The organism is Secundilactobacillus angelensis, assembly GCF_012641075.1.
GTDB classification, from domain to species: domain Bacteria; phylum Bacillota; class Bacilli; order Lactobacillales; family Lactobacillaceae; genus Secundilactobacillus; species Secundilactobacillus angelensis.
Genome location: NZ_JAAXLJ010000080.1, coordinates 1 through 406, shown reverse-complemented (window position 1 = coordinate 406; position 406 = coordinate 1). Strand labels below are relative to the sequence as shown.

The window sequence follows — 406 nt, the reverse complement described above, 5'->3', positions numbered from 1 at the left end:
TTGGTATATTTTTTACGTTCTGGTTTCCAAATCAGTTTGTACAGACCCCAAGTCTTTAGGGACTTGAGTTCGTCTGGTATGAGTTCATACATTTGCTACCTCCGAATTAAAAGGGTAAGTCTGAATCTGAAACATCAACAGTATCGGCATCACTAGGAAACGGGTTCTTACCACTAGCTACTGGTTGCTTAGCAGCTGGTTTAGAACCATCCTTGTATTCATGCTGAACGTCTGGGAACTTGGTCGCGCTAAAGTTCCATGGCGCTACCCGATTGACCATTGTGGTATTTCCTTGATACGTGTTTTCTTCTTTCTTTACATACACATTGACTGGCACACCGGTTATTAATTTAGTGAAGTCATCAATTGATTTAAGCGGTGTCCCTTCTGGTACTCCCACAGCTTG

1 protein-coding gene is annotated in these 406 nt (G+C 42.4%); it reads right to left on the bottom strand.

The window, feature by feature from the left end; translation table 11 throughout:
• Nucleotides 1-106: 106 nt before the first annotated feature.
• A partial coding sequence (locus HC026_RS12440; RefSeq protein ID WP_168926212.1) for a DUF669 domain-containing protein occupies nucleotides 107-406 on the bottom strand: 300 nt, incomplete at its 5' end.